This window comes from uncultured Ralstonia sp., from assembly GCA_913056305.1.
Lineage (GTDB): Bacteria > Pseudomonadota > Gammaproteobacteria > Burkholderiales > Burkholderiaceae > Ralstonia.
The window spans coordinates 1-3963 of the sequence record CAJXMR010000312.1 but is presented as its reverse complement, the minus strand read 5'-3'; the positions used below and the strand labels follow the sequence as shown (position 1 = coordinate 3963).

General features: G+C 69.0%; 4 protein-coding genes and 1 pseudogene. All 5 read left to right on the top strand.

Translation table 11 applies throughout. The annotated features are described in order from the left end of the window. Positions 1-891, top strand: an 891-nt coding sequence (locus QZ609_RS25120) for a phosphoribosylaminoimidazolesuccinocarboxamide synthase (RefSeq protein WP_295500832.1), incomplete at its 5' end; no start/stop codon positions are given. 10 nt (positions 892-901) lie between these two features. Continuing rightward, on the top strand, positions 902-1411 hold the full coding sequence (purE, locus tag QZ609_RS25115) for a 5-(carboxyamino)imidazole ribonucleotide mutase (protein WP_295500829.1): 510 nt from the start codon (positions 902-904) through the stop codon (positions 1409-1411). A gap of 19 nt (positions 1412-1430) precedes the next feature. Continuing rightward, the gene (locus QZ609_RS25110) at positions 1431-2666 is read left to right on the top strand and encodes a 5-(carboxyamino)imidazole ribonucleotide synthase (RefSeq protein ID WP_295500826.1); all 1236 of its coding nucleotides are present in this window, start codon (positions 1431-1433) and stop codon (positions 2664-2666) included. A 14-nt stretch (positions 2667-2680) separates the two neighbouring features. Further along, on the top strand, positions 2681-3700 hold the full coding sequence (locus QZ609_RS25105; RefSeq protein ID WP_295500823.1) for an L-threonylcarbamoyladenylate synthase: 1020 nt from the start codon (positions 2681-2683) through the stop codon (positions 3698-3700). Positions 3701-3829: 129 nt separating this feature from the next. Then, positions 3830-3963, top strand: a pseudogene (locus tag QZ609_RS26825) (GDSL family lipase); the annotation flags it as partial.

Genomic DNA, 3963 nt, shown 5'->3' with positions numbered 1-3963 from the left:
GAATCGTCGATCACCAGCCTGCCGTTGCTCGGCCGTGGCAAGGTGCGCGAGAACTACGCCGTCGGCGACGACAAGCTGCTGATGGTCACCACCGATCGCCTGTCGGCGTTCGACGTGATCCTCGTCCAGCCGATTCCGGACAAGGGCAAGGTTCTCGCGCAGATGTCGGACTTCTGGTTCAACAAGCTGCGCCACATCGTGCCGACGCACGAGACCGGCATCGCCCCGGAAACCGTGGTGGCCCCGAACGAAGTGGGCCAGGTGCGCGGCCGCGCCATCGTGGTCAAGCGCCTGAAGCCGATCCTGGTGGAAGCCGTGGTGCGCGGCTACCTGGCCGGCAGCGGCTGGAAGGACTACCAGGCCACCGGCGCCGTGTGCGGCGTGCACCTGGCCCCCGGCCTGCAGAACGCGCAGAAGCTGCCCGAGCCGATCTTCACGCCTGCCGCCAAGGCCGACGTGGGCGAGCACGACGAGAACATCTCCTTCGACGAGGTCGAGCGCCGCATCGGCCCCGCACTGGCCGCGCAGATCCGCGACGTCAGCATCCGCCTGTACAAGGAAGCAGCCGACTTTGCGGCCACGCGCGGCATCATCATCGCCGACACCAAGTTCGAGTTCGGCCTCGATGAGAACGGCACGCTCACGCTGATGGACGAGGCGCTCACGGCCGATTCGTCGCGCTTCTGGCCGGCCGATTCGTACCAGGTGGGCACCAACCCGCCGTCGTTCGACAAGCAGTTCGTGCGCGATTGGTTGGAAGCCGTGCGCATCGACGGCAAGCCGTGGCCGAAGACCGCGCCGGCGCCCGAGCTGCCCGCCGACGTGATCGAAAAGACCGCGAGCAAGTACCGCGAAGCGCTGACCCGCCTGACCGGCGAAACCCTGCGCTAAGGAGCCGACGATGACTGCACAGCAACCGGCTCCGCTCGTTGGCGTGGTGATGGGTTCCAGCTCCGACTGGGACGTCATGCAGCACGCCGTGGTCCTGCTCAAGGAATTCGGCATTCCGCACGAGGCGCAGGTCGTCTCCGCGCACCGCATGCCGGACGACATGTTCCGCTACGCCGAAGCCGCGCGCGGCCGGGGGTTGCGCGCCATCATCGCCGGTGCCGGCGGGGCGGCGCACCTGCCGGGCATGATTGCCGCCAAGACCATCGTGCCGGTGTTCGGCGTGCCGGTGCCGTCCAAGTACCTGCGCGGCGAAGACTCGCTGCTGTCGATCGTGCAAATGCCCAAGGGTATTCCGGTGGCGACCTTCGCCATCGGCGAGGCGGGCGCGGCCAATGCGGCGTTGGCGGCCATCGCCATGCTCGCCACCACCGACGACGCGCTGGCGGCCAAGCTCGAAGAATTCCGCGCACGCCAGACCGAAGTGGCGCGCGGCATGACGCTGCCCGTGCACAGTGCCTAAGTCCTACGCACCACCTCCCATGGCTGATGACCTGAATCCGCGCCTGTCGCAGGCGCATTCCGCAGAATCCCGCGCGCTGAACGTGCCCAACGCGATCCTGCCCGATGCCTGGCTGGGCATGCTGGGCGGCGGCCAGTTGGGTCGCATGTTCACGCACGCCGCGCAGGCCATGGGCTACAAGGTCTGCGTGCTGGACCCGGACCCGAACAGCCCCGCCGGCACCATCGCCGAGCGCCACCTGTGCGCCGGCTATACCGATGAAGCCGCGCTGGCCGAGATGGCCGCGCTGTGCCCGGCCGTCACCACCGAATTCGAGAACGTGCCCGCGCAGGCGCTGGATCGGCTCGAGCAGTTGGGCGCCTTTGTCGCGCCGCGCGCGAGCTGCGTGTCGATCGCGCAGAACCGCATCGCCGAGAAGAAGTTCTTCGCGCTGTGCGCCGCCCGCACCGGCATCCACCCGGCGCCGAGCTGGGTGATCGAGCACGACGCCGATATCGACCAGCTGCCCGAAGACCTGCTGCCCGGCATCCTCAAGATCGCCCGCATGGGCTACGACGGCAAGGGCCAGGCGCGCGTGTCGACGCGTGACGAGCTGCGTGCCGCCTGGGGCGCCATGCAGCACGTGCCGTGTGTGCTGGAGAAGATGCTGCCGCTGGCCTACGAGGTGTCCGTGCTGGCGGCCCGCGCGGCAGACGGCAGCACCGCCACTTGGCCGCTGGCCGAGAACGTGCACCGCGACGGCGTCCTGTTCTCGACCATCATGCCGTCGCGCAGCGTGTCGGACGACGTCGCCACGCGCACCCGCGCCGCCGCCGCGATGATCGCGGAAGAGATGGGCTACGTGGGTGTGCTGTGCATCGAGTTCTTCGTGCTGCAGGACGGCTCGATCGTCGCCAACGAGATGGCGCCGCGCCCGCACAACTCAGGCCACATCACCATGGATGTGTGCGAGACCAGCCAGTTTGAGCAGCAGGTGCGCGCCATGGCCCGCCTGCCGCTGGGCAGCACGCGCCAGCACTCGCCGGGGCGTATGCTGAACGTGCTGGGCGACGTGTGGTTCGAATACGGCCTGGAGCGCTCGCCCGCGTGGCACCAGGTGATGGGCCACAGCGGCGCCAAGGTCCACCTGTATGGCAAGGCCGATGCGCGGCCGGGCCGCAAGATGGGCCACGTGAACTGCGTCGGCACCTCGCCCGAGGTGGTCGACGAGGCCTTCCGCCATGCCGCGCACGTGCTCGGCCTGCAGCCGGACTGAGAGCACATCGCATCATGCACAAGTCGACCATGCCGTACGTCATGCCTTCGCGCGAGCGCCTCGATGAGGCTGCGCGCAGGCTGGAGGCGGGCGAGCTGGTCGCCTTTCCGACCGAGACCGTCTACGGCCTCGGCGCCGATGCCGAGAACCCCAAGGCGGTGGCCAAGATCTACGCGGCCAAGGGCCGGCCGGCCGGCCATCCGCTGATCGTGCACGTGGTCGATGGCGCCGACCTGTCGTACTGGGCCGACGACGTGCCGGGCATCGCCCTGCAGTTGGCCGAAGCCTTCTGGCCGGGCCCGCTCACCATGATCCTCAAGCGAGCGCCGCACATTCCGGCGGCGGTGGCAGGCGGGCAGGGCAGCATCGGCCTGCGCTGTCCGTCGCACCCGGTGGCGCAGGCGCTGCTTGCGCGCTTCAAGCGCGGGCGCGGCGGCATTGCGGCACCCTCGGCCAACAAGTTTGGCCAAGTGAGCCCGACCACCGCGCAACACGTGCGGGAAGAATTCGCCGACATGGGCGATGCCGTGTTCGTGCTCGAAGGCGATGGCGTGGATGTCGGCATCGAGTCCACCATCATCGACCTGTCGCGACTGGACCAGGGCATCGGCCCCGTGCTGCTGCGCCCGGGTGCCATCACGCCGGAAGACATCGAACGTGTGACCGGCCAAGTGCCGGCGTTGCCCGACGCCGCTGCGCCGCGCGCGTCCGGCACGCTCCGCGCGCACTACGCGCCGCGCACGCCGCTGTATTTGCTGCGCGCGGACGAGGTGCCGGCGCGTCTGGCCGCAGTGCCCGCGGGGCAGCGCATCGTGTGGGTCGGCGCGCCGGTCGACCTGCCGCCCGGGTGCGACCAGCGTGCCGCGCCCGCGACCGCTGCCGCATACGCCAACGTCTTGTACGCGCTGCTGCGCGAGCTCGATCGCGGCGGGTATCACGCCATCTGGGTGGAAACCCTGCCTGACGCGCCCGCCTGGGCCGCTGTCAACGACCGCCTGTGTCGCGCCGCCGCCGCGTTCGAATCCGGCCTCTAATTCTTCTGCGGTCTGCGTTCATCGAACGCCTGTCTACCTCGCTACACTGCGGCTTGCGCGTCGGCCTGTGCATTGAAAGCAGGCACTGGCGCCGCACTACAACCATTACAAATCCACAGGGAGACAGACATGCAATTGCGTCAATGGATCGGTGTCGCCACGGCGGCCCTGGCCTTGGGCCTGACCGCGTGCGGCGGCGGCGAAACCGATCAGGGTGGCAACGCCAACGTTGCCAAGGTGCAGCGGATGGTGGTGTTCGGCGA